This window comes from Panacagrimonas sp. (genome assembly GCF_965216805.1).
GTDB lineage: Bacteria > Pseudomonadota > Gammaproteobacteria > Nevskiales > Nevskiaceae > Panacagrimonas.
This window is the reverse complement of record NZ_CBDCGN010000002.1, coordinates 1,814,723-1,837,818: the sequence shown is the minus strand read 5'-3', so window position 1 is coordinate 1,837,818 and position 23,096 is coordinate 1,814,723. Positions and strand designations below refer to the sequence as shown.

The 23,096-nt window shown below is 66.7% G+C and carries 22 protein-coding genes; 20 read left to right on the top strand and 2 right to left on the bottom strand.

Annotated elements, in window-relative coordinates; genetic code table 11:
- Nucleotides 1–195 precede the first annotated feature (195 nt).
- Nucleotides 196–1,179, bottom strand: coding sequence for a helix-turn-helix domain-containing protein (locus ACOOHP_RS08750; protein ID WP_420466067.1), 984 nt, complete (start codon nucleotides 1,177–1,179; stop codon nucleotides 196–198).
- A 315-nt stretch (nucleotides 1,180–1,494) separates the two neighbouring features.
- On the opposite strand from ACOOHP_RS08750, the gene ACOOHP_RS08745 reads away from it, so the two are divergent.
- The 8 genes from ACOOHP_RS08745 to ACOOHP_RS08710 all read left to right on the top strand — a co-directional run bounded on the left by ACOOHP_RS08745 (nucleotide 1,495) and on the right by ACOOHP_RS08710 (nucleotide 8,162).
- Nucleotides 1,495–1,896 (top strand): nuclear transport factor 2 family protein, encoded by a 402-nt coding sequence (locus tag ACOOHP_RS08745; protein ID WP_420466066.1) that lies wholly within the window; start codon nucleotides 1,495–1,497, stop codon nucleotides 1,894–1,896.
- A 262-nt stretch (nucleotides 1,897–2,158) separates the two neighbouring features.
- Nucleotides 2,159–3,346 carry a sulfotransferase family protein gene (locus ACOOHP_RS08740; RefSeq protein ID WP_420466065.1) on the top strand — a complete coding sequence of 396 codons (1,188 nt, stop codon included), beginning with the start codon at nucleotides 2,159–2,161 and terminating at the stop codon, nucleotides 3,344–3,346.
- A 14-nt stretch (nucleotides 3,347–3,360) separates the two neighbouring features.
- Complete coding sequence (locus tag ACOOHP_RS08735) at nucleotides 3,361–4,548, top strand: hypothetical protein (RefSeq protein WP_420466064.1); 1,188 nt, start codon at nucleotides 3,361–3,363, stop codon at nucleotides 4,546–4,548.
- Nucleotides 4,549–4,566: 18 nt separating this feature from the next.
- Nucleotides 4,567–5,343 carry an SDR family NAD(P)-dependent oxidoreductase gene (locus tag ACOOHP_RS08730; protein WP_420466063.1) on the top strand — a complete coding sequence of 259 codons (777 nt, stop codon included), beginning with the start codon at nucleotides 4,567–4,569 and terminating at the stop codon, nucleotides 5,341–5,343.
- Nucleotides 5,344–5,419: 76 nt separating this feature from the next.
- A complete protein-coding gene (locus ACOOHP_RS08725; protein WP_420466062.1) occupies nucleotides 5,420–5,902 on the top strand; it encodes a nuclear transport factor 2 family protein in 483 nt (160 codons plus the stop codon).
- A gap of 118 nt (nucleotides 5,903–6,020) precedes the next feature.
- The gene (locus ACOOHP_RS08720; RefSeq protein ID WP_420466061.1) at nucleotides 6,021–6,443 is read left to right on the top strand and encodes an MbcA/ParS/Xre antitoxin family protein; all 423 of its coding nucleotides are present in this window, start codon (nucleotides 6,021–6,023) and stop codon (nucleotides 6,441–6,443) included.
- A gap of 3 nt (nucleotides 6,444–6,446) precedes the next feature.
- Entirely contained in the window at nucleotides 6,447–7,160 is a 714-nt protein-coding gene (locus tag ACOOHP_RS08715; protein ID WP_420466060.1) for an RES family NAD+ phosphorylase, read from the top strand.
- A 63-nt stretch (nucleotides 7,161–7,223) separates the two neighbouring features.
- Nucleotides 7,224–8,162 (top strand): acyl-CoA dehydrogenase family protein, encoded by a 939-nt coding sequence (locus tag ACOOHP_RS08710; RefSeq protein WP_420466059.1) that lies wholly within the window; start codon nucleotides 7,224–7,226, stop codon nucleotides 8,160–8,162.
- Nucleotides 8,163–8,307: 145 nt separating this feature from the next.
- Here ACOOHP_RS08710 and ACOOHP_RS08705 read toward each other — a convergent pair whose 3' ends face one another.
- On the bottom strand, nucleotides 8,308–9,204 hold the full coding sequence (locus ACOOHP_RS08705) for a LysR substrate-binding domain-containing protein (RefSeq protein ID WP_420466058.1): 897 nt from the start codon (nucleotides 9,202–9,204) through the stop codon (nucleotides 8,308–8,310).
- Between the two features lie 115 nt (nucleotides 9,205–9,319).
- Here ACOOHP_RS08705 and ACOOHP_RS08700 point away from each other — a divergent pair, with 115 nt between their 5' ends.
- The 12 genes from ACOOHP_RS08700 (at nucleotide 9,320) to ACOOHP_RS08645 (ending at nucleotide 23,053) form a co-directional block, all read left to right on the top strand.
- Nucleotides 9,320–10,210, top strand: a complete 891-nt coding sequence (locus ACOOHP_RS08700; RefSeq protein WP_420466057.1) for an NAD(P)H-binding protein — start codon at nucleotides 9,320–9,322, stop codon at nucleotides 10,208–10,210.
- Nucleotides 10,211–10,470: 260 nt separating this feature from the next.
- Nucleotides 10,471–12,381 (top strand): tetratricopeptide repeat-containing sulfotransferase family protein, encoded by a 1,911-nt coding sequence (locus ACOOHP_RS08695; protein WP_420466056.1) that lies wholly within the window; start codon nucleotides 10,471–10,473, stop codon nucleotides 12,379–12,381.
- A 67-nt stretch (nucleotides 12,382–12,448) separates the two neighbouring features.
- A complete protein-coding gene (locus ACOOHP_RS08690) occupies nucleotides 12,449–12,745 on the top strand; it encodes an iron uptake protein (RefSeq protein ID WP_420466055.1) in 297 nt (98 codons plus the stop codon).
- A 15-nt stretch (nucleotides 12,746–12,760) separates the two neighbouring features.
- The gene (locus ACOOHP_RS08685; protein ID WP_420466054.1) at nucleotides 12,761–14,458 is read left to right on the top strand and encodes a PepSY-associated TM helix domain-containing protein; all 1,698 of its coding nucleotides are present in this window, start codon (nucleotides 12,761–12,763) and stop codon (nucleotides 14,456–14,458) included.
- On the top strand, nucleotides 14,451–14,768 hold the full coding sequence (locus ACOOHP_RS08680) for a DUF3325 family protein (RefSeq protein WP_420466053.1): 318 nt from the start codon (nucleotides 14,451–14,453) through the stop codon (nucleotides 14,766–14,768). The genes ACOOHP_RS08685 and ACOOHP_RS08680 overlap by 8 nt, the downstream gene beginning before the upstream one ends.
- 174 nt (nucleotides 14,769–14,942) lie before the next feature.
- On the top strand, nucleotides 14,943–15,158 hold the full coding sequence (gene hemP / locus ACOOHP_RS08675) for a hemin uptake protein HemP (protein ID WP_420466052.1): 216 nt from the start codon (nucleotides 14,943–14,945) through the stop codon (nucleotides 15,156–15,158).
- Between the two features lie 418 nt (nucleotides 15,159–15,576).
- Entirely contained in the window at nucleotides 15,577–17,772 is a 2,196-nt protein-coding gene (locus ACOOHP_RS08670) for a TonB-dependent siderophore receptor (protein WP_420466051.1), read from the top strand.
- A gap of 232 nt (nucleotides 17,773–18,004) precedes the next feature.
- On the top strand, nucleotides 18,005–18,751 hold the full coding sequence (locus ACOOHP_RS08665; protein WP_420466050.1) for an HAD family hydrolase: 747 nt from the start codon (nucleotides 18,005–18,007) through the stop codon (nucleotides 18,749–18,751).
- A gap of 119 nt (nucleotides 18,752–18,870) precedes the next feature.
- Nucleotides 18,871–19,239 carry a helix-turn-helix domain-containing protein gene (locus ACOOHP_RS08660; protein WP_420466049.1) on the top strand — a complete coding sequence of 123 codons (369 nt, stop codon included), beginning with the start codon at nucleotides 18,871–18,873 and terminating at the stop codon, nucleotides 19,237–19,239.
- Between the two features lie 60 nt (nucleotides 19,240–19,299).
- Nucleotides 19,300–21,549, top strand: a complete 2,250-nt coding sequence (locus ACOOHP_RS08655; protein ID WP_420466048.1) for a TonB-dependent receptor — start codon at nucleotides 19,300–19,302, stop codon at nucleotides 21,547–21,549.
- Nucleotides 21,550–21,581: 32 nt separating this feature from the next.
- Complete coding sequence (locus ACOOHP_RS08650) at nucleotides 21,582–22,091, top strand: sigma-70 family RNA polymerase sigma factor (protein WP_420466047.1); 510 nt, start codon at nucleotides 21,582–21,584, stop codon at nucleotides 22,089–22,091.
- Entirely contained in the window at nucleotides 22,088–23,053 is a 966-nt protein-coding gene (locus tag ACOOHP_RS08645; protein WP_420466046.1) for a FecR domain-containing protein, read from the top strand. The genes ACOOHP_RS08650 and ACOOHP_RS08645 overlap by 4 nt, the downstream gene beginning before the upstream one ends.
- The last annotated feature ends 43 nt before the right edge of the window (nucleotides 23,054–23,096 follow it).

The following is a 23,096-nucleotide window of genomic DNA, read 5'->3' as shown; positions in this document are numbered from 1 at the left end:
ATCCGTTGTCGAATACGCCGACCCGCTGCCAGGCCTGGCTCCAGTCGCGGTGCCTCGGCATTCCTCGTGACGGCGACCTTGCGTCTGATGGAAGATCTCAGCAGGGATTCTTCAACGTCGTCCCCCGAGATATCCGCAGGCGTCGCCAGTCCGGGCATCGCATCGTTTTCGACACGATGTTCAGACCGGAGAAGTCTATTGGGCGAGTAACGACGGATCGGTAGCGGGTGGTCTGGCATCGCAACTCTTCTCCGCATTCGCCCTCCCCTTTTTTACGTAGGCATTCGGTGAAAGCCCGGTACAGGTCTTGAACGCGGTCGAAAAATGCGCGGCGCTGCAGAAACCGGTCTCGTAGGCGATGGTGGTCATGCTCTTTGCGCCGGACCGGATCAGATGCGAGGCCCGTTCAATCCTGAGGCGCAAAATGTACCGGTGCGGACTTATGCCGAAATGAGCGGTGAACACGTCGCAGAATCTCGATCGACCCAGCCCGGCAAAATCCGCGAGATCGTGAACGGTCAGCGGATCGCCAAGACGGCGGTCGATCATGGCGGCAAGACGATGAAAATCCGGTGCCGCCGGAAATGCGGGCGGCATCTCCCGATGCTCTTGCGACAGTCTGACTCTTTCGGCGTCCGCGAATTTCAGAACGCGCGAGACATGCATCGCCAGGGCTTCCAGCACCCGAGACGTGTAGCGCCGGTCGAGTTCACCCGCCGCATCGGCCGATTGAATCAGAGCCTTGGTGCTCGCCAGCGCGTAATCGTCCCTGAACGCGAATAGACATTCAGTCAGACCCAGCACTTCATCGAGCGTGGGGTCCTCGAAATAGGCAGCCGAGGTGACCGGAATGTGTATCGTGGCGAAATCAGCACCGCCGTCGACCAGCCAGCGGATCGATTGACCCCGCGGGATCAGAGTGATGTCGCCAGGCCTGGAGTAGCGCCGCGTCAGGCCACGGTCCGTGAACGCCCTGACCCGCGGCGCGCCACCCAGATGCACCGTCAGCGTGACCTCGCGAATCCGCGGCACCAGTGCCTCGCGTACCGGTTTGATTCCCCAGCGGTACAGGCACAGGCCGGATTCGGGCCGACCTCTTCGAACCAGTGTCGGCCGCGCGCCGCAGACGCGCTGATACGCATCGATGGCAGGCAGGCCATCGGGATGGGTGACGTGCATGTCTGTTCCGCACGATGGCACTGTGATCGTCGAGCATATACTGATCGTATGGTTCCAGACGATGTGGAAGCTTGAGCTGGGAACCCGCGGACCTGCCGAGACCGGACGATTTTGAAAGCGCTGGAACGGATTTCTGTGAAATCTACGGGCCCGAATTACTGACAGAGTAAGCGGTGGCGGTAGTGATTCGGCGGGCACATGCGTCGTTGCCGCCGTAGAAAGCCTTTGCCCAGCGATCAACGAAGCTGCGATGAGCAACCTGATCGTTCACCGATGCGTTCGACAACGAGCCGGATACCGGCATGGAGGAATGTCATGAGTCTGGATGCGAACAAGCAGCTGGTCGCTGATTTTTTTGCCCACTTCGGTCGCAAGGACGTCGACGGCGCGCTCGACATGATGAGCGCCGACGCGACCTGGTGGATCGGCGGCAAGCCGGACCTGTTTCCCATCTGCGGATTGAAGACCAAGGCCGAGATCGGCGAATTGCTCAACTCGCTGGTGCCGACGACCCGCGACGGCCTGGCCATCACGCCCAAAGGGATGGTGGCCGAAGGCAACTTCGTCGCCTGCGAAGCGGAGTCGCTGGGCGTGCTCGGCAATGGGCGCACCTACAACAATCAGTATCACTTCCTGATCGAGATCCGTGACGGCAAGATCGCGGCGGTCAAGGAGTACCTGGACACGATGCACACGGCCGACGTTCTCAAGGGTTGAAGCGCGTCGGGTGTCCCTGTCCAACTTTCCGGAGCATGGGGCCTCTCCCTGCCGAGCCGAAACGCGGACCCGTTCTTGATCAGTTCATCGGCTGACCCCGCGCGACGCCCTCGAAGCCGTATTCGATGGCCGCAGCTCCAAACTTGCCGAGGGGGTCGGCCGGATGACGGCGCTTGACGGAGCTGCACCGGGCCAGCCATTGCATCGCCGAGACATCTGTGTCCCATAGAGGCCGCCAAAGAAAAAATAGAGGAGAACGAACTTGACCGAGACCGCGCCGACTGCCGAAGTCCCAAAAACCGTACCCGACCTGCTTGTCGCAGCGCGCGCACTGGCGGGCCTGGACGATTTCGGCGATCCGCATTTCATGACCGGACTGCAGGTGCTGATCGACGGCTTCAACCGCGAGGCACGGCTCAGCGCCATGGGCGAACAGCTCGCCTTTGGCGGCGTGCTCAACATGCTGGTCAACCGGCTGCGCTACGTGCGCGACGTCAAGGAGCACCCGGAAATCCTCGACGAGCAGATCACCCGTCCGGTGATCATTCTTGGCCTGCCACGCACCGGAACCACCAAGCTGCTGCGCATCCTGGCGACCGATCCGCAATCGCAGGCGATGATCTACTGGCGCATGCTGAACCCGGCGCCGTTTCCGGACGAAGCGCCGGGCAACCCGGTCGGTCGTATCGAGGCGGCGGAGGCGGCGGTGGCCATGCTCAGCGAACAGTTCCCGGGCTTCGTGGCGCGCCATCCCACCGAGGCGCAGCAACCCGACGAGGAAGTGCTGTTGATGCAGGGCTCCTTCGAGCATGTGGTGACGTGGCTGTTCGCACGCATGCCCTCGTTCTACGACCATGCCATGAACGGCGATCTGCGCCCGCAGTACCGCTTTCTGCACAGCCAGATGCAGTACCTGCAGTGGCAGGACGGCGGCGCGCGCGGCCGCTCCTGGGTGCTCAAATCGCCCTGCCATACCGGCTTCATCGACGTGCTGCTGGAGACCTTCCCGGACGCAGTGCTGGTGCACTGTCATCGCGACGTCAACGGCCTGCTGCCCTCCATCGCCGGACTGGTCGAAGAGATGCGCCGCATCCACAGCGATCATGTCGACCGCAAGCTGCTCGGCGACGACATGCTCGAATACTTCGGCCGGCTGATGGATCGCTATCTGGTGCTGCGCGATCAGCTCGCGCCCGACCGGATCATCGACGTGCGCTACGACGAGGTCCTGCAGGATGCCGTTGGCGTGGTGCGCCGCATCTATGAGCGGCTCGGCCGCAGCCTGAGCCCGGGAACCCTGGAGCAGATCAAGGCCTGGGAAGAAACCCGACCGCCGCACTACCTGGGGCACTACACCTATTCGGCGGCCGACTACGGCTATGCACCCGGCACCATCGACCGCCGCTTTGCCGCCTACAACGACCGCTTTCGAGACTACGTCAGCGTATGACCGGAGACCGCAGGATGACTGAACACACGTCTTTCGAACATCTGAAATTCACCCGGCCCGAAATCTGGCGCGAAGTGGTCAAGGCCATGGGCGAGATGGAGGCCCTGGTCTGGAACGATCCGCGCGTGACCGATGACCTCACACGCGCCGAAGGCCTGCGCTACCTCACGCGCCTGATCGCCGGCGCGCTGCCGATCACGATGGAAGAGTCCAACCCGAACTACCCGCGGTTTCTGCAGCTGCTCAGCACGCGCCTGCAATGGGGTCTGCCATCGGCAGACTGCCATTACCAATGGGCGCCGGTGCACGGCGACAACGTGTATCGCGTCAGCGGCGATCGCGGCACGGCCAAGATGTTCGACATCGAATCGCGGCGCAATCACTTCGCGCGGCTCGGTGAGTGGACCCTGCACGCGCGGCTGCCCAAGGCTGTGGTCGGACCGAACAACCATGTCGACATCGTGCTCAGCCGCAAGCGCCCCGCCGATGCGCGCAACTGGCTGGAACTGCCGGAAGGTCCGGGCGAGCTGATCTTCCGCCAGTACTTCTACGACTGGAACACCGAGCAGGCCGCGCGTCTGGTGATCGTCAACGAAAACGCCGTCTATCCGCCGCCGCCGCTGACGCAGAACCAGATCCGCGAGCGCTGCGCGCTGTTCTGCGATTTCCTGCGGCAGGCCACCGCCATCTTCCGCAAGTCGGTGGAGACCTACTACGCGGCGCCGCCGAACACCCTGGCGTTCGATGGCATCGATTACGGCTGGCGCGCCATCCAGTACGGCAAGGGGCCCTACGAATGCGCGCTCGACGAGGCCCTGATCCTGGAGTGCAAGCTGCCCAACACCGAGTACTGGAACGTCCAGATCGGCAGTCACTGGTGGGAGGCGCGCGACTACCATCTGCGCCAGACCTCGCTCAACGGCCATCAGGCCCGGGTCGAGGAGGGCGGCGTGTTTCGCGCTGTGATCTCGCACCAGGATCCCGGCGTCGCCAACTGGCTGGATGCCGGCGGCCACGACAAGGGCCTGATCTCGATCCGCTATTACGAGGCCGACTCCCTGCCCGTGCCGACGATCCGCAAGGTCAAGCTCGCCCAGCTCGGCGACGCGCTTCCCGCGTCGGCGGCGCGCGTGTCCACGCAGGAACGCCAGCAGATTCTGCGCGAACGCGCGTGGTCCATGCCCCGCCTGGGCCGCGACTGATCCATCGGAGATTGAGACATGCCTGACATCGAGAAACTGTTTTCACTGCATGGGAAAATTGCGCTGGTCACAGGCGCCGGGACCGGCATGGGCCGTCGCTTCGCCACCACCCTGGCCGGTGCCGGGGCCCGGGTGGTCTGCGTGGCACGCAATGGCGAACGCCTGGAACAGGTCGCCGCCGCCATCCGCGCCGACGGCGGGCAGGCGGTGGCGGTGCCCGGCGACGTCGGCAGCACCGAATCGGTGGAGGCCATGTTCGATGCCGCCGAGCAGGCTTTCGGCCGCGTCAACCTGCTGGTCAACAGCGCCGCGCAGGTCGACTTCGGCCTGTTCCCGGACGTCAAGGACGACAACTGGGCGAACCTGCTCAACGTCAACCTGAGCGGCATGATGCGCACCTGCCGCAGCTTCGCGCGCCGGCTGCTGGCCGCCGGCGAGCCCGGCACCATCGTCAACGTCACCTCGATCATCGGCGACGTGGTGCTGATGGGCGTGCCGACCTACGGCACCCTCAAGGCCGCTGCCAACCAGCTCACGCGTTCGATCGCGCGCGACATGGGCGGACAGGGCATCCGCGCCAACGCAATTGCGCCGGGCTACTTCGACACCGAAATGTCCTCGTCGCTGTTCGATACCGACGCCGGCCGTGCGCTGGTGGCGCGTCATCCGCTGGGCCGGCTCGGACGCGTCGAAGAACTCGACGGCCCGCTGCTGCTGCTGGCCAGCGACGCCTCCAGCCACATGAACGGCTCGATCCTGACCATTGACGCAGGGCATTCGATTCAGCTTGCCTGAGACGCCTCCTTCGACAACGTCGCCGGCAGTGTGCTCAATGCCGTGCTCTGACCGATGAATATTTGAGGACCACGCAATGCCGGACGCACGCTGCGAAGACGAGCTCGCGATCACCAGAACCATCCAGTTGGTTGCGCGCGCCTACGATCACAAACGCCATCGCGAGCTGCTGCCCCAGGTGTTTGAGGACCATGCGCGGCAGCACTACTACCTGTTGGGGCAGTTCGTCGAATTCTCGATGCCGGGCGGAATCGAGGTGGCCATGTCATTCCACGAGCGGTGTTATGCAACGCAGCATCTGGTGTCGCCGCCGGCGATCGAGTTCGACGGCGAACTGGCACGCACCACCAGCACGGTACACGCCGTGCATGTACAGATTCTGCGGGACGGAAGTCGCGCCAACTGGATCCTGGGCGGCTACTACCACGACGTGCTGGCACGCCACGCCGAGGGTTGGCGCATCCGTGAACGGACCGCCATCGCCACCTACGAGGAAGGCTGTTTCCACCAGGACGCGCAAATCTTTCCGGCTCTGGCCGACTACACCAAGCCGCTTTAGGACGGCCTCCTCCCGCGCGCTTGCGCGCAGATTCGGCACGGTCCGGTGCCGTCTCGGCTGACCATCTGCCCTTGTTCGCACTGGTACGATTTTCGTACCATGACAGCAGGAGGCAACCATGGAACCGCTGATCGACGACGTTGCCCGCACCCCCAATGGCTCCGGTGGCCGGTTCACCGAGGCCGAACGCAAGGCGCTGGCCAGGCAGGTGGTCAAGCTGCTGGAGCTGTGGCAACTGGACAAGGCCAAGGCCAGCGAAATGCTGGGTCTGTCGGCCAACACCCGCACGACGCTGAGCCGCTACGCCCAGGGCGCGGCGCTGGCGGATCAGCGCGATCTGCTCGACCGGGTGGGCAATCTGCTGGGAATCCACAAGTCGCTGCGCCTGTTGTTTCCGCACAACCGCGACCTCGCCTATCGCTGGCCGACAACGGCGAACCGGGCGCTGGGTGGGCGCCGCCCGGTGGATGTCATCGCCGAAGAAGGACTGCCCGGACTGGTCGCGCTGCGTGGCTACCTGGACCACCTGCGCGGACAATAGGCGATGCGGGGCAAGCGTCACCAGGCGACATCGCTGCTGGATACGCCTCGTTACTTCAGGGACGACGCCTATCGCAACGTGGTGTCGATCCGGGTCAGCCAGGATTTGTTCGACGATCTGTCCGCCAATCCGACCGACTGGGAGGCTGCGATCCGGCTTGAGAGCCATACCAAGCCGCGTGATCCCCTGCCGGCGTTGAACCGCGCCTTCGAGAAGCATTACCTGGCGGCCATCGATTTCCCGTTCTCCCGATCATGGACCGCCACGCGCTACAGCGACGGCAGCTTCGGCGTGTGGTACGGCTCGCCCCGGCTGGAAACCACCGTCTTTGAAACCGTGTACCACTTTTGTATCCAGCTCAAGGATGCCGGGTTCGATCAGGGCGAGCCGGTGATTCGCGAGCGCAAGGTGTACCGGGTGGAGGTCGATGCGCTGGTGTTCGATCTCAGGGGCAAGGTCGAACAGGCACCCGACCTGGTTCATCCGTCCGACTATCGGCTGTGCCAGTCGATCGGGCTTCGCATCCGTGATCGTCATGCGGGCCTGATCACGCGCTCGGCGCGGTGCGACGGCGACTGCCTGGCGATCTTTGCGCCCCGGCATCTGAGCGATCCGCGCCTGCATTGCTACCTCACCTACATTTACGAACCCGCCCATCGCCGGGTTCGAGTGCAGCGGCAACCCGGCAGGGACTGGCTCAGGATCGCCAGCCCCTGAGGCCTCGTCAGGCGCACCGCGGCAGATGACCTGAATGCAGCCGGCTGCGTCAAACTGCGCGGTATGACCCCTGCCCTGCTGCGCCTGCTGCTGACCGACGATCCCACCGCCCAGCCTTGCGATACGGTGACGGCGTGGTGGGAGCAATACCTTGACCTGGAGCCCGCATGGCCGCGTCCGGTAGAGCGCGCCATCGTTGGAGGCTATTGCGCCGACCGCGTCGGCTGGGCGTTCGCTTCGGCCTATCAGGCGGCGCTGCGCGCGCTGGTCCCCACCGTTGCGGCCGACCGGGTGACCGCCCTGTGCGTGACCGAGGAACAGGGCACGGCGCCACGCGCCATGCACACCACGCTGACCGACGACGGTGCCGGCGGATTCTTCCTCAGCGGTGCCAAGCGCTGGACCACCTTGGGACCGGACGGCGGCCTGTTTCTGGTCGCCGCCCGAGACGGTCGCAGCGGCGGCGAACGTCCGGTCATCCGGCTGGTCCAGGTTCCGGCGGACACGGCGGGACTGCAGATCCAGCCCATGCCGCCCACCGCCTTCGTGCCCGAGGTGCCCCACGCACGGCTGCACTTCGATCGCGTCGCCCTGCCCGCGGCGGCGCTGTTGCCCGGCGACGGCTACTCCCGTTACGTGAAACCGTTTCGTACCGTCGAAGACCTGCACGTGCACGCCGGCGTACTGGCCTACCTGGTCCGGGAATCCCGACGGCTCGCATGGCCGCGGCAATGGACCGAGCGCGCGGTCGCCGCCTTGCTGGCGTTCAGCACCACCGCCGAGCTGGACCCGGCCGCCGCCACCACGCACGTCGCCCTTGCGGGAACCATGGCGCTTGGAGAACAGCTCGTTGCAGAGGCCGATTCGCACTGGGGTTCGACATCGAACGCCGCAGCGGACCCGTCCGCGGCTGCGCGCTGGCAGCGCGACCGCAAGCTGTTGACGCTGGCTGCCCAGGCGCGCGCGGCAAGGATCGAAAAGGCCTGGACGGAGCTGGCCTGATCGCCGGCCTGGAATTCGAATCGCCAGTGCTTGATCCCCCTCTCCGGCGATCGTTTCGAGACGGGTCCGACAGCGCCTGGAGCTTGCGTTCCATCAGACCCGCTTCCCGTTCGCGAAAGACCCGCGACCTTGTTTCCGACATCGGTCACCCATCCGCCGGCAGGCGTTTGCCCAAGCGCGTCTTGGCCAGCTCGATCATCGCGCGTGTCTTCGCCGCAGGTTCCATGCGGCCGGGCCAGGCTGCGTAGAGCGACAGCGCCGGCAGCCGCGCGTCCGGGAACAGCCGGACCAGCCGGCCCGCCTCCACGTCCGCGCGCAGCGTGTAGTCCGGCGCGCCCACTATCCCTGCCCCGCTGATCGCCAAGGCGCGCCCGGCAGAGGTCATCGAGGTGCTGAGCCGACCCCGCACGCGCACCGTGACGTCGCGCCGGCCGACGCGAAAGCGCAATGACCAGGGGCTGGCGAGGCGGGTGAATCCGATCCATTCGTGCGCCGCCAGGTCTTCGACGTGCTTGGGTGTGCCGTGCGCTTTCAGGTAGTCCGGCGAAGCGACGCACCAGATCTGCATGTCGGCCAGGCCCACGGCGCGCAGGCCTGAATCGCGCACACCGGTGATGCGCAGGCTCAGATCGATGTTCTCGCGGATCAGGTCGACAAGCTCGTCGGTGGGCAGGTACTCGACCCGCATCTGCGGATGTTGCGCCGCGTACTCCGCGATCAGCGGCGCGACGAAGGGCGCGGCGTCGATCGACGAAGTGATCCGCAGTAGTCCGGACAGCTCGCCCTGTCGCGCCCGCGCGCGTTCGACCATCTGCCCGGCCTGCGCCAGCAGCGCGCGGCAATCGGCGAGGAAGGCCTCGCCGGCCTGGGTGATGGCGACACGCCGCGTCGAACGCTGCAGGAGCTGAATCCCGAGTTCGCGCTCGAGCGCCGACACCGCCTGGCTCACGGCCGATTTCGTGAGTGCGAGACGATCCGCCGCCGCGGTGAACGAACCCGCCTGCGTCACCGCGACGAACACCTGCAGCTTTACCAGATCCATCGGGCTTGCACTGTTCAGAACGACTTCACGGTGAATTCTATTAAGAGATATTTATCGAAACAATCGAGACGCCCACGATGCGCTTCCCGACACCATCAAGACAGAGGAAACCGTCATGTACGTACTCATGGGTTCAAACGGCAATATCACGTCGAAGGCCGTGCGCGCATTGCATCAAAGCGGCGTGCCGGTTCGCGTCATCGGCCGCAGCGCAGCATCGCTCGCTCCGCTGCATCAACTAGACGCCGAGCTTGCCGTCGGCGATGCCCGCGATGCCGGCTTCCTCACGCAAGCCTTCGCGGGTGCGACCGCCGTGTACGTGATGATCCCGACCGACTACGGCGCGCCAGACCTGCGCCGCGCGCAGGCGGAGCTGGGCAGGTCCATCGCCACGGCCATCGCGCAATCCGGCGTGCGACGTGTGGTGAATCTTTCGAGCATCGGTGGCGAACTGCCGGCGGGCACCGGCCCCATCGTCGGCCTGCACGAGGAGGAACAGCGGCTGGACGCGATCCCGAACCTGGAACTGCTGCACCTGCGCCCCGGGTACTTCATGGAGAACCATCTGCTCGCGGCCAGCACGATCGCCTCGCTCGGTGTGTATCCGTCCCTGGAGCGTTCGGACATCGGCGTGCCGATGGTCGCGACACCCGATATCGCCACGATCGTGGTGCGGGAACTGCTCGACGCCAAAACATGCGGCGTGCTGCACCTGCACGCGCCGCGCCACTACACCTTCCAGCAAGCCGCGACCATCCTCGGACGCGCGATCGGCCGCCCGGATCTCATGTACGTCCAGTCCGATGTCGCCGAGGCACGGACGGCGATGCTCCACGCAGGCTTCTCGCCGGACGCGGCCGAGCAGATGGCGGAGATGGCGCAGTGGCTGTCGACCGGTACCCACTCGACGCCGCCGGAACCGGTCGAAGTGATGCCGACGACCCTGGAAGACTTCGCCCCGCGCTTTCGTGCGGCCTATGAGGCGCTGGAGCGTGCCGAGGCGTAGGCCGCGGTAGAGGTCCGGTGTCAAGGCATGGGGGGTAGCTCGGAAATGAGCGGGTTGATCGAATATGCCGACCGGCTCGTCGGCACCTTGCTGGTGTAGAGGGCAAGAGATCGCGCCTGTACCTGCTCGCTGCACTGCCGCTTGCGGCGGTGCCGTGGCGCTGGACTGCGCATCGCGGCGAGCGCCGATCCGCACGCTGTGTTTACCGTCACGACCCCATGTGCGATTATGCGACGCATTCGCATTTAAGTGTCCGCGTCATGGGTGTGCTCGATCAGGTGCAGGGGCGGTTGCAGGCCGGCGACATGGACGGCGCCCTGGCGACCTGCCGCGCGCAGATCGCCGCCGAGCCGGACAGCGCCGAAGCCCATCGCCACCTCGCGCAGTTGCTGTCGGTGCGCGGCGAGTTCCTGCCGGCGGAGCGCCACGCACGGCGCGCCTGCGAACTGGTACCGGACGATCCGCGGTCGTGGTCGGACCTGGGCCGCGTCTACGCTGCGGAACGCCGGCTCGACGACGCCGCGCGTTGCTTCACCGAGGCGATCCAGGCCGATCCGAAACACGCCGATGGCTGGCACAACCTGGGCACCGCGCTGCGCAAGCTCGGCGACGCATCGGGTGCGTTCACGGCGCTGAAGAATGCGCTGCTGATCGATCCGTCGCGCGCGGAGACCTATCTCAATCTCGGCAATCTGCTGATTGACGCAGGCCAACTGGAAGACGCGCTCGAATGTTTCGAGCGCGCGGCGAAGCACGATCCGCAGCTCGCCCGTGCGCGCTCGCGCCTCGCACAGCACTTCTCGCAATCCGGCAAGGTCAAGCGCGCCGAGTCGCTGTTCCGGCAGGCGCTGGGGCTGGACCCGCAGCATGTGCAAGGCTGGATCGGGCTCGGCCGCACGCTCGAAGACCTGGGCGAGGCCGAAGGTGCGCTGGGCTGTTATCGACAGGTGCTCGCGCTGCGGCCCACGCACGCGCAGGCGATGGGCCAGTACCTTGCGCTGGTGAAGGACGCCCCGGACCCCACGCTGCTCGCCGATGCCGAAGCAGCCTTGGCCGGATGCGTAGCCCGGTTTCGCGGCAGCGAAGCCGGGGGCGGTGCCGCGCTCGAAGACCCCGGCTCACCTTCGGCGCGGTTGTGCGTAACAGGGAGTGCCATTCAAGGCACTCCCACGCTGGGACCCAGCCGGGCTACGAGTACTACGAGCGCGCCGCCGGACGAGGCCATTGCGCTGATCGGCTACGGCCTGACCAAGTTCCACGACCGGCGCAAGGACTATGTGCAGGCCGCGCAGGCGGGTCTGGCCGCGAACGCAGCACGCCGGCGCGCGACGGGTGCGCTGGACCGCGACGCATTGAGCACGCGCGTGGATCGCATCATCCAGACCTACACGCGCGACTTCTTCGCCGCGTATCGGCGCTTGGGGCTGGGCACCGACCAGCCGGTATTCATCGTCGGCCTGCCGCGCTCCGGTACCACGCTCACCGAGCAGGTGCTGTCCTCGCATCCGCTGCTGCACGGCGCCGGCGAGTTGCCGGACCTGTCGCGCATTGCTTCGCGCAGTGCGGGCGAGAACGAGGAGCCCTGGCAGGCCGCGGGCAACCTCGACGAGATGGGTTCGCGCGAACGTGCGCACGAATATCTGAAGGCGCTGCGCGAAGGCGCGCCCAAGGGGCGGCTGCGCATCAGCGACAAGTCGCCGCTCAATTTCTTCCAGCTCGCCTTCGCCGCCGTGCTGTTCCCCAACGCTAGAGTCGTGCATTGCGTGCGTGACGCGCGCGACAACGCGCTGTCGATCTGGATGGAGAACTTCAATCCGGACCAGAAGTACGCCACGGATTTTTCCGACCTCGCGTTCTTCCGCCAGCAGTACGAACGCCTGATGGCGCACTGGCGCGTGCATCTGCCGCTCAAGATGCTGGAACTGCGCTACGAAGACACGGTGGCCGATCTGGAAGGGCAGGCGCGCAAGCTGGTTGCGTTTCTGGGCGCGCCCTGGGATGCGCGCTGCCTGGACTTCCACAAGGCCGAGCGCGCGGTGCAGACGCCGAGCCGCTGGCAGGTGCGCCAGCCGATCTACACCCGGTCGGTCGAGCGCTGGCGTGCGTATGCGCCGTATCTGCCCGGTCTCGAATCCGCGTTCCTGGCCTGGGATCGCCAGACGAATCCCTGAACGGTGTTCCTCTTTTCCGATCTCATTCGTCTAATCAGATAGAACCGCAAGTCTGACCGCCCGCCCGATGTCCACCCACGCCCTTCCTGTCCCCCTGATCGCGGCCCGCGTTGCCGCGAGCCTGCTCGGTGGCTATGCCTTTGTGTGGGGGCTGAGCACGCTGGCCATCGGATTAGCAGTGAAAGCGGGCGCGCCCTATGGCGAGGCGCATACCGCCGTCATGCTGCTGGCCTTCCTGGTGTTCCTTTGGGCGTTTTGCTGGGCGTTCACCGCGCCGCGCTTGCAGACGGTCTACGCCGTGTTGTTCGGCGGTGGTGCCCTCACCAGTGCGCTGGCCTGGTGGCTGGCCGGCACCCTAGCCTGATTTGAGGAGAGCCTGATGTTTTCGTCCTTCCGACTCTCGATGACCTGGCTGCACACCTGGTTCGGCCTGGTGCTCGGCTTCGTCCTGATGATCTGTTTCTTCTTCGGCAGCCTGTCAGTGTTCGATCGTGAGATCGACCGCTGGGCGATTCCGCAGACGCGCTTCGAAGCGCAGCCGATGCCCTCGTACGATGAGCTGCTGGCGCCGATCTACCTGCAGATGCGGCCGCACCCGGATGACATGCTCGCCACGCAGCAGCGCGTGCACGGCACCATTCCCGATCCGAACACGCTCAAGCTCGCCTCGGTCTACGCCTACACCACGCACCGCGATCCGGTGCTCGGCATCGGCGGCGAGTACAGCATTCCCAACCAGCCCATCGACCCCAAGGACGAGCACCTGCACGTCCACGGCTGGATGACCATCGACCCGCGTACCGGCGCGGAGATTCCGGAAACCTCGCGCAAGCTCGGCAGCGATTTCTTCTACCCCATGCACTACAGCCTGCATCTGCACTGGCGGAGCCTGGGTTACTGGATCGTGGGACTGGCCGCGCTGGTGATGCTGGCGGCGCTGGTGTCCGGTGTCGTGATGCATCGCAAGATCTTCCGCGAGCTGTTCACCTTCCGCCCCGCCAAGCGCGCGCAGCGCAGCGCGCTGGACCTGCACAACCTCACCGGCGTGGTCGCGCTGCCGTTCCATTTCATGTTCGCGCTGTCGGGGCTGGTGATCTTTGCCGGCATCTACCTGCCGGTCGGTGACACCGTGTTCCGCGACACTGCCAAGGCCTTCGAAGAATCCGAGGCCGAGCGCAACGGCCTGCCGCATGACCCTTCCGGCGTGCCGGGGACGATGGCCTCGGTGGACGCGATGTTCGAGGAGGCCAAGCGGCGCCGGGCGGATCAGGGACTGGTGCCCGAGATTGGTTTCTTCCAGATCGAGCACTTCGGCGATGCCAACGCCTATGTCGGCGTGTACCGCGCCACCACGGATCGCGTGGACTTCTTCGGTCATCCGATCTTCTTCAAGGCCAGCACCGGCGAAGTGCTGCACCAGGAGACCCAGCAGTCCGCGGTGCAGAGTATCGAGGGTTTCGTCGAAGGTCTGCACTTCCAGCATTTCCGCCACTGGCTGCTGCGCTGGTTCTACTTCTTCGGCGGCATGGCGGGCGCGGTGTGCATTGCCACCGGCTTCATCTTCTTCGTCGAGAAGCGCAAGCGCCAGCACGCCCTGAAGGGCGCCAGCGGCTCGCGCGTGGTGGACGCGCTGGCCGTCACCACCGTCACCGGCATGGTCATCGCCACGCTCGCGATGCTGGTGTTCAACCGCCTGCTGCCGGTGGACCTTGCGGATCGCGACTATTGGGAAGAGGCCGCGTTCTGGAGCGCCTGGGCGCTCGCCTTCCTGCACGCCGCGTGGCGCACCGCACCGGTTGCGCGCGCGCGTCTTGCGCCCGCCTGGCGGGAACAGGCCTGGGCGATTGCGGCGCTCGCGGTGCTCGCCGTGGTGCTCAACGCGGTGACCACCGGCGATCACCTCATCCGCACGATCAGCGCGGGTTACTGGCCGGTCGCGGGGATCGACCTGACCCTGCTCGCCGGCGCAGGAATCGCCGCCTTCGCCGCGCGACGCCTGTCACGTGCGGAACGCGGCGTGAGCACGCACCCCGCAGCGGCAACCGAAGAGGGCGAGCTGGGGGCCGCGCGTGCTTGATGCGCTGCTGCTCGCGCTCGCGCTGATCGCAGCCAGCGCCGGTCTGGGCTGGCTGGCGCTGGCCATGGACGTGCACTGGCGACAGGTACGCGGCAGCGGCGCGCCGTCGCCACGGGTTGCCAGCGCATTGCGTGGGCTGGGCGTGCTGGGGCTGCTGGCATCGCTGGCGATCTGCCTGCGGGTGGATCACGCCTCGATGGCGGCGCTGGTCTGGATCATGGCGTTGGCGCTTGCCGCCGCCGCGGTGGCGCTGCTGCTCGCCTATCGGCCGCGTCTGCTGGCGCCCCTGGTGAGCTGGATCAGGACGTGAAACGCACCATCGCGGTGTGTTTTCACAGATGCATTTGCGTTTGCTAATCATTCTTATTTAATATCGTCACCCAGGAAGTCCGACCGCGACGCCATCGTCCGTCCCGGCACCCGGTCGCTTCCCGTCGAGCCAGCCATCGCCAGCCCGTCCGCTTGTCCACCGGAGAGTCTGGCCATGAGCTACAACGACATGCATCCCACCAGCGGCACCTACCGCATTCCGCAACTCGGAATCTCCGCAGCGCCCCGACGTTCCGTCCCGGCAGAACTCCAGCGGCTGCGCTCGGTGGATCTGTTTCGCGACGGCCACAACGAGCTGCTGATCGAGCATCGCGGCGAATGCTACCGACTCCGGCTCACGCGACAGGACAAGCTGATCCTGAACAAGTGAGGCATGCGGCCTGCGGTGGCCGTCGGATGCACATCGACTCCTGAGGGCTTGTGTGCAGAACAACCGGCCCTTTCCTGCGCGGCGCGCCGGTCGGCGCACCGCGACTTTTTACGAGTTTCGAAAAACGGATCTGCCACGGTCCGCACGGATCGAAAATCCGCCGCTGGCAAGGGGCCAAGCGATCACCGGATCGGCGTGGCGGCGATCCCTGCCCTGTTGATGTCTTGACCCGCGTTCATTCGCGCAATCCGCGGCTGACGGCGGTTTTTCAGGCTCATCCGATGCCGGCGGGGCATGACGCCGGTGTCGCTCGGTCCGCGCGTTGAACCGGCGTAGCGGCGACCCATGCTCATCCTCATCGCCAGCCACCCGCGACCGGCAGCCGGCATCCAGATCGATAATCCCGGGAGTTGGTCACATGTGGAAGAAATCCCTGTTTGCCGCCGCCGTCGGCGGTTTTCTGCTGTCGGCCCGTGCGGCCGATCGCGACCCCGCGGCCACGCCCCCGACCGCCGCCCCGCAGGACGACGACCCTGCCCAGCCCGACACCATTCGGGTCGAGGGACACCGGCCGGACGCTGGGTTCAAGGCCGACGATCAGGTCAGCGGAAAACTGCCGCTGACCCTGCGCGAAACACCGCAGTCGATCAGCGTGCTCACCCGCGAGTCGCTGGATGATCGGCAGGTGTTCAGCCTGCAGCAGGCGTTCGAGCTGTCGGCCGGCGTCACCCAGTACAGCGGCAACGGACCGTTTGCGGGGCAACCCTCGTTCGGCTTCAACCAGACCACGATCCGCGGCATCGCAGTCGACGATCTCTACGACTTTCGCGACGACGGCTTCGTCAGCGGCTCGTTCTTTTCGGTGCCGGACCTGGCGATCTACGAGCGTATCGAGGTGGTCAAGGGCCCCAACTCCGTCCTCTACGGTCGCGGCAGCGTCGGCGGCCTGATCAACCGCGTCCGCAAGAAACCGCTGGCCACCGCGCACACCGAACTCGAACTGAGCGCCGGCAGTTTCGACACCTATCGTGCCGACCTCGACGTCACCGGCCCGTTGCTGTCCTCGAAACGGGCACGCGGCCGGTTGGTGGCGGCCTACGAGGACTCGGGCTCCTTCGTGCGCGGCGCGGAAACCCAGCGCACGGTGCTGGCACCCAGCGTCGACTTCGATCTCACCGCTTCCACACGCCTGCTGCTGATGGGGCATTACCAGAGCGAGGACATCGTTCCCAACACCGGCCTGCCGCTGCAAGGCGTACCCGGTGGATTCGACGCGCCGGACATCAGCCGGCGGCGCTACAACGGCGTGGTCCCGCAACGGCCCTATACCTGGAAGATCGAATCCGCGATCGCGCAGCTCGAACAGGATCTGGGCGACCGCTGGCTGGCCGCCTTGCGGCTGAGTTCCAGCAACATCGACACGCCGTTGAACACCGACGGCTACGTCTACGGCTTTCGCGACGAGGGCGACGACCCGACCACCGCGGACGTGGTGGAGCGGCGCGGCGACACCTCGGTGCTCGGCAACGACTTTGCGATCGATCGCGACGTCTGGTCCGGCGAGCTGCAACTGACCGGCAGCTTCGAGGTGGCCGGCAAGGCAGTGAAGGCCAGCTTCGGTGCCGATCACAACGATAACGCCTATTCGCGTCGCGGCATGTACACCGGCTACGCCGACGCCAATCTCTACGACGGAGAATTTCCGCAGCCCGATCCCGAGCTGTTCCCCGGCGCCACCTTCGGCGGCGATCCGCGCAGCAGCGGCGCGTTTGCACAGGCGCAGATCCAGGCCACACAGCGGCTCAAGGTGCTGGTGGGGGCGCGCTACGACGACGTGCAGTTGCGCTCGTTCGATGGCGACGTCAAGGACAGCGACCGCGTCGACGACGTCACCGGCCGCATCGGACTGACCTGGGATCTGAATCGCCAGGTTTCGCTGTACACCCTGTATGCGCAGTCGTTCCAGCCGGTGCTGTTCGACACCGACATCAACGGCGAACTGCTCGACCCCGAGACCGGCGAGATCTTCGAAGTCGGCGCCAAGACCGAATGGTTCGACGGCCGCCTGGGGCTGAGCACCGCGCTCTACCGCATCGACCGCGAAGACGTGCCGGTCGGCGTCGACCTGCCGCCCGGCGAGGACCCCTACTCGGTTTCCAGCGGACTGCAGCGCTCGGAGGGATTCGAGGTGGAGGTCAACGGGCGTCCGGTTCCGGGCTGGGATCTGAGCCTGGCGCTCAGTCGGGTGGATTCCGAGTTCAAGGACCCGGACGATCCCTTCTTCGGCAACCAGCCCGGCGGCACCGCCGATTGGCAGGTGGGCTTCTACAACGCCTATGCGGTCCAGGCCGGGCCGCTGCGCGGCCTGGGCGCCGGCCTCACCGCCTACGCCATCGACGATCGCGGCGTCAGCACCTTCCAGACCGGCACCATTCCCGGCTACGAGCGCCTGGACCTGCACGCGTTCTACAAGGGCTTCAAGGACGTGGAGATCAATCTGCTGGTGCGCAACCTCACCGACGAGCACTACATCGAAGGTGCCGACCGCCGTGGCGCCTACGCCCAGTTCGGTTCGCCGACGGCGATGCTGCTGAGCGTGAAGTACACGCTGTGACGCCTTAAGCCCGTGGCCCGCGCGACCTGGAATCCGGGGTCGCGCGGGGCCGCCGGACGGCAATCCCGGGCGGCGCAGGATGACGGCATCGGTCGCCCCGATATCCCCCGCACCTGCCGCAACGAACTGCACCCACCATCGCTCGCTTGTAATTGATATTGATTCGCATTAACATCAATTTGCCAGCGGTTTTCACCACGCCAGCTCCCTTTCTAGTCCACCGGAGCCTGCCGTGCCCTACACCGCCCCGCCCGCCCCCGCTGCATCGTCCTCGCTACAGATCGTGATCGACATCGACTCGCTGCTGGTCGACACGGCTGCCGGTGTGCGCCATGCGCTGCACAGCGTTGCGCGCCTGCGCAATCGCCGCGGCACCATCAGGCTGACGCTGGCGCAGTTGCGTTCGCGCTCGCTGGCCGACCTCATCGGCGAAATCGCCGGCTGCGACGATGCCGGCATGATCGCGGAGCTGGTCGAGCACTACTGGCGCGTCTACGAACAGGAGAGCCGCTTCCGCGCCCCCCTGCTGCCAGGCGCCGCCAGCCTGATGCGAACCCTGGCTGCGATGAACGCGAATCTGCACTACGTCTCCACTTACGGACCCCAGGCGGCCACCGCACTGGTTCACCGGCGCGGGCTGGCCCAGTTGCTCACCACGGTCTACACGCCGCCGCAGAGCATCTGCCCCTGCGCCCGCTCGCCGCTGTTCGAAAACTTCATCTGCGGACGCGTCGCACCTGCGCACCGGCACCTGCTGCTCAGCGACCATCTGCCGGAGCTGTACACCGCACAGCGGATCGGCGTGCCCGCGCTGGCGCTGGGCTATGGGCGCACCGCCGGGCCATGCCTGGAGTCGGTCCCGGGTCTGCTCGGCGTGGCCGACTCGCCGCAGGATGTGGGGCGCTGGCTGCGCGCCCATGCCGCAGCCGACGGCTATCTGCACGACCGCTCGCGGCGTACCGCCGCGCAACTGCACTGAGCCGGAGGCCACGCCATGATGATTCTGACCTTTCTGGTGTTGGACCTGCTGATCTGCTTCGGCATCGTGTTCGTGCTGTTCCCGGCGACCCGTCCGCGCTCCGACAGTGGACGTTCGTGGTGAGCGTGGATGCCGACGGCGCGCCGCGCGGCCTGGTCGGCGCGCGGCTGCGCGAAGCGCGCAAGATCATCGAACGCGAATACGCCACGCCCCTGACCCTGCAACGACTGGCGCGCCGCGTACGCCTGCCGCGATTCGCCTTTCAGCAGGCCTACGAGGACGCCTACGGCGCGCCCCCGCTCCACCATCTGCGCGAGGTCCGCGCGCGCGAAGCGGCGCGCCTGCTCGCCGACGGTCGCAGTGCACACGACGCCGCGCTGATGGTGGGCTACGCCCAGGAACGAACCTTCTGCACGGATTTTCGGCGCGCGTTTCGCGACGACCCTGGGCGCTTGCGCCTGCTGGAGCGCGCCCGCGGCGAATCCTGATGCGACATCCCGGTCGCAGCGTTCTTCCAACCCTCCTTCCCCACATCCGTCCACCACTCGATGCCACCCGCCCCTCTTAAAGTCCTGCTGTTCGCCGCCCTGGCTTGCGCCAGCCTGGCGGCGCCCGCGCAGCAAGCGGCGGACTCGCCGCAACCCGGCGACGATACGTCCGCCGAGCCGGCCGCTGGCCCCGACGCGCGCGGCGAGCACCTGCCCACCATCGTCGTCAACGCCAGCGCCGACGCCTCCGAAGAAGGCCTGTCGCCGGCATTCGCAGGCGGACAGGTCGCGCAGGGCGGCCGCGCCGGCATCCTGGGCACGCGCGATCATCTGGAAACGCCGTTTTCCATCACCAGTTACACCAACGAGCTGATTCAGGACCAGCAGGCGCGCAGCGTCGGCGACGTGCTGCAGAACGATCCCACCGTGCGCGTGGCGCGCGGCTTCGGCAATTTCCAGGAGTCGTACTTCATCCGCGGCTTCATCCTCGGCTCCGACGATGTCGCCTTCAACGGCCTCTACAGCCTGCTGCCGCGCCAGTACATCGCCACCGAACTGTTCGAACGCGTCGAAGTGCTGCGCGGCGCCTCAGCGTTTCTGACCGGCGCCAACCCCGGCGGCGGCGGCCTGGGCGGCGCCATCAACCTGCTGCCCAAGCGCGCGCCCAACGAAGCGCTGACGCGCGTGACCGCCGGCACCGGCAGCGGCGGCTTCGGCAGCACCGCGGTGGACATTGGCCGGCGCTTCGGCCCCGAGCAACGGCTGGGTCTGCGCCTCAACGCCGCCTATCGCGACGGCGACACCGCGGTGGACGACGAGTCGGCCAAGCTCGGTCTGGTGTCGCTGGGCGCCGACTGGCGCGGCGACCGCCTGCGCCTGTCGGCTGACCTTGGCTGGCAGGACAACCAGCTTGACCAGACGCGCACCAACGTCAGCCTCAGCGGCGTGACGGCGGTGCCGGACGCCCCCGACGCTGGCGGCAATTTCGCGCAGCCCTGGTCCTATTCGGACGAAGAAGACCTGTTCGGCACCTTTCGCGGCGAGTACGACCTGCATCCGGCGGCGACGGCCTGGGCGGCCTACGGCCTGCGCCGCAGCGAGGAAGCCAACTCGCTGGCCAATTTGACGGTGACCAATGCACAGACCGGCGACGGCAACACCTCGCGCTTCGACAACGCACGCGAAGACCGGGTCGACACCGGCGAGTTGGGCTTGCGCGGCAGCTTCCGGACCGGCGCGATCGGCCACCAATGGGTGATCGCCGCAGCGTGGTTCAGATCGGAGAACGACAACGCCTACGAGTGGGATTTCTTCAACACCCTGGCCACCAATCTGTACCGGCCCACGGCCTATCCTCTACCGCCGTTCGGCGGGACCGGGTTCAGCGGCAACGAGCTGTCCAACCCGCGGCTCACCGCGCGCACCAGCCTGAGCAGCCTGGCGGTGGGCGACACCCTGTCCCTGCTCGACGAGCGCCTGTTGCTGACCCTGGGCGCGAGACTGCAGCGCCTGAAGATCGAGAACTTCGCCTACGACACCGGAGCAGCTGCGCCCAAGTACGACGACGAGCGTCTGAGCCCCAGCCTCGGCGTGGTGTACCGCCTCACCCCGCGGCTGTCGCTGTACACCAACTACGTCGAGGGCCTGACCCAGGGCGAAACCGCGCCGCAGACGACGCCGGACGGGCAGCCCGTCGCCAATGCCGGCGAGATGCTGGAACCCTATGTGTCGCAGCAGCAGGAGATCGGCGCCAAGTTCGAGACCCAGCGACTGGGCCTGGGCGTGGCGGTATTCGCCACCGACCGTCCACGGCAACTGCTGGTGGACGGCCGCTTCACCGACGAGGGCGAGGACCGACATCGCGGCGTCGAGCTGTCCGCCTACGGCATGGCGACGTCGCGGGTGCGGGTGTTGGGCGGGGTGACCCTGCTGGATGCCGAACAACGTGCCACCGGCGACACCACCACCGAAGGCGAGCGCGTCATCGGTGTTCCCCGCTTTCAGGCCAGTTTCGGATCGGAGCTGATGGTGCCCGCGGTGCCGGGCCTGTCGCTGGACGCGCGCGTGGTCCATACCGGCACGCGTTACGCCGACGCCATCAACACCCTGAAGGTGGACGACTGGACGCGGCTGGACCTGGGCGGCCGCTACCTCACCGAAATCGCCGGCAAGCTGGTCAGCTTCCGCGCCCGTATCGACAACGTCTTCGACGAAGACTACTGGGCCTCGGTGGGCGGCTTTCCGGGCAACGGCTATCTGGTGGTGGGCGGCCCTCTGAGCGTCGCCACCAGCGTGAGCATGGATTTCTAGCGTTCCTGTGCCACCCGACACGCCTATTGCCCATGTCCACTTTCAACTCCGTCGCGCCGGGGTCGCATCGGCTCGATCAGCTCTACGCCGAACACCACGGCTGGCTCAAAACCTGGTTGCGCGGCCGCATGGGCCACGCCGCCGATGCCGCCGATCTGGCGCAGGACACCTTTCTGCGCGTGCTCGGCAGCGGGCAGACGCTGCCCGCCGATCAGCCGCGGGCCTACCTCACCCGGGTTGCGCGCAATCTGCTGATCGACCTGCACCGCCGCCGCCTGATCGAACGCGCCTATCTGGAAGCGCTGACGGCCCTGCCCGAACCGCAAGCGCCCTGTCTGGAGACGCAGTACCTCATCGTCGAGGCCCTGTTGCGCATCGATGCACTGCTGCGCGCGCTCCCGGTCGCCACCCGCGAGATCTTTCTGGCCTCGCAACTGGACGGTCTCACCTACCAGCAGATCGCCAACGCCCGCGGCGTGTCGTTGACCACCGTCAAGCGTCACGTGCATCGCGCTCTGGTGGCGTGCATGGCCGCCGTATGACGGACGCACCCGGCCCCACCGCGGTCGACGCCGAGTTGCTGTCCGAAGCGGCCGACTGGGTCATGCGCCGCCAGGAGGGTCCGCTCGGCGATGACGAGGCGGCGCAGTGGCGGCACTGGCAGCAGCGATCCCGTGCCCACGCCGAAGCCTGGCAGCGCGCCGAACGCGTGCTCGCCACCTTCGCCGCCGTCCCCGCACCGCTGACCCGCGCCGTTGCCGGACGCCTGCCGGACGCGAGCCGCCGCCAGATCGTCAAGGCCATGGCGATGGTTGCGGTGACCCCGGCCGCGGTGTGGATCGCCGCACGCCAAGCGCCCTGGCAGACGCAGTTCGCGGACCTGCGCACGGCGACCGGCGAACAGGTCACCCGCTCGCTGCCGGACGGCAGCAGCTTGGTGCTCAACACCGGCAGCGCGCTCGATCTGCGCTACACCGCCAGCGAACGCCGCCTGTTCCTGCATGCCGGCGAGGTGTTCGTCACCACGGCCACCGACGCCAGTGGCAGGCCCTTCCTGGTGAGCAGCTCCGGGGTCACCGTGCAGGCGCTCGGCACCCGATTCTCGGTGCGGCGTCTGGATTCGGAGACCACCCACGTCGCGGTGTTCGAACATGCGGTGGAGGTGCGATCGCCCGACCGTCCGGCGCTGCGCCTGAACGCCGGCGAGCAGGCCCGTTTCGGCAGTCAGAGCGCGATATCCTTGCAGCCGGTTCATCCCGGCGAATCCGCCTGGACCCAGGGCATGCTGGTGGCGCGCGATCTGCCCTTGCATGCGCTGATCGCCGAGCTGAACCGCTACCGGCCTGGCCGCCTGCGCTGTCACCCCGCCGTTGGCCAGCTCCGCGTTTCCGGGGCATTCCCGCTGCGCGATACCGATGCCAGCCTGGACCTGCTGCGCAAGACCCTGCCGGTGGATATCGGCCGCAGCAGCCGCTGGTGGGTCACGGTGGAGCCGCGCGGCTGATCGACAGCCGATCACCTCGCCGGCCTGGCCTGTTTTGTCCGCT

Excerpts from the sequence above, each read along its gene's own strand:
- ACOOHP_RS08735 (WP_420466064.1), top strand. The coding sequence starts at position 3,361 with ATGACTGAACACACGTCTTTCGAACATCTGAAATTCACCCGGCCCGAA.
- ACOOHP_RS08645 (WP_420466046.1), top strand. The coding sequence starts at position 22,088 with ATGACGGACGCACCCGGCCCCACCGCGGTCGACGCCGAGTTGCTGTCC.
- ACOOHP_RS08705 (WP_420466058.1), bottom strand. The coding sequence starts at position 9,204 with ATGGATCTGGTAAAGCTGCAGGTGTTCGTCGCGGTGACGCAGGCGGGT.
- ACOOHP_RS08690 (WP_420466055.1), top strand. The coding sequence starts at position 12,449 with ATGTCCACCCACGCCCTTCCTGTCCCCCTGATCGCGGCCCGCGTTGCC.
- ACOOHP_RS08720 (WP_420466061.1), top strand. The coding sequence starts at position 6,021 with ATGGAACCGCTGATCGACGACGTTGCCCGCACCCCCAATGGCTCCGGT.
- hemP (WP_420466052.1), top strand. The coding sequence starts at position 14,943 with ATGAGCTACAACGACATGCATCCCACCAGCGGCACCTACCGCATTCCG.
- ACOOHP_RS08700 (WP_420466057.1), top strand. The coding sequence starts at position 9,320 with ATGTACGTACTCATGGGTTCAAACGGCAATATCACGTCGAAGGCCGTG.
- ACOOHP_RS08695 (WP_420466056.1), top strand. The coding sequence starts at position 10,471 with ATGGGTGTGCTCGATCAGGTGCAGGGGCGGTTGCAGGCCGGCGACATG.
- ACOOHP_RS08715 (WP_420466060.1), top strand. The coding sequence starts at position 6,447 with ATGCGGGGCAAGCGTCACCAGGCGACATCGCTGCTGGATACGCCTCGT.
- ACOOHP_RS08655 (WP_420466048.1), top strand. The coding sequence starts at position 19,300 with ATGCCACCCGCCCCTCTTAAAGTCCTGCTGTTCGCCGCCCTGGCTTGC.
- ACOOHP_RS08750 (WP_420466067.1), bottom strand. The coding sequence starts at position 1,179 with ATGCACGTCACCCATCCCGATGGCCTGCCTGCCATCGATGCGTATCAG.
- ACOOHP_RS08745 (WP_420466066.1), top strand. The coding sequence starts at position 1,495 with ATGAGTCTGGATGCGAACAAGCAGCTGGTCGCTGATTTTTTTGCCCAC.
- ACOOHP_RS08650 (WP_420466047.1), top strand. The coding sequence starts at position 21,582 with ATGTCCACTTTCAACTCCGTCGCGCCGGGGTCGCATCGGCTCGATCAG.
- ACOOHP_RS08710 (WP_420466059.1), top strand. The coding sequence starts at position 7,224 with ATGACCCCTGCCCTGCTGCGCCTGCTGCTGACCGACGATCCCACCGCC.
- ACOOHP_RS08670 (WP_420466051.1), top strand. The coding sequence starts at position 15,577 with ATGTGGAAGAAATCCCTGTTTGCCGCCGCCGTCGGCGGTTTTCTGCTG.
- ACOOHP_RS08685 (WP_420466054.1), top strand. The coding sequence starts at position 12,761 with ATGTTTTCGTCCTTCCGACTCTCGATGACCTGGCTGCACACCTGGTTC.
- ACOOHP_RS08725 (WP_420466062.1), top strand. The coding sequence starts at position 5,420 with ATGCCGGACGCACGCTGCGAAGACGAGCTCGCGATCACCAGAACCATC.
- ACOOHP_RS08730 (WP_420466063.1), top strand. The coding sequence starts at position 4,567 with ATGCCTGACATCGAGAAACTGTTTTCACTGCATGGGAAAATTGCGCTG.